Origin of the sequence: Croceicoccus bisphenolivorans (genome assembly GCF_001634625.1) — a bacterium.
Lineage (GTDB): Bacteria > Pseudomonadota > Alphaproteobacteria > Sphingomonadales > Sphingomonadaceae > Croceicoccus > Croceicoccus bisphenolivorans.
The window spans coordinates 1-369 of record NZ_LRSE01000073.1 but is presented as its reverse complement, the minus strand read 5'-3'; the positions used below and the strand labels follow the sequence as shown (position 1 = coordinate 369).

Genomic DNA, 369 nt, shown 5'->3' with positions numbered 1-369 from the left:
TCAGACATCGTAGTGACCGCCGCACGAACGCAATTGCCGGTCAGCGCCCTTCCCCTGACGATTGACGTGATCGACGCCGAGACCTTGGACCGGCAACTGGTCATTTCTGGTTCGACGGTAGATGCCGTATCGGCCCTCCTGCCATCCTTCTCTCCGACGCGTGAGAAGCTGAGCGGCGCGGGTGAAAGCCTGCGTGGCCGTTCACCGCTCTATGCGATCGATGGCATTCCTCAGTCGACGCCCGTTCGTGACGGGTCTCGCGACGGCTACACCATCGACCCGTTCTTTATCGACAGGGTCGAGGTCATCTACGGATCGAACGCCTTGCAGGGCATCGGCGGAACCGGCGGCGTGGTCAATCAGGTCACC

General features: G+C 61.8%; 1 protein-coding gene. It reads left to right on the top strand.

Annotation, left to right across the window (positions count from 1 at the left end):
* A partial coding sequence (locus A7A77_RS17360; protein WP_156500680.1) for a TonB-dependent receptor plug domain-containing protein occupies positions 1-369 on the top strand: 369 nt, incomplete at both ends.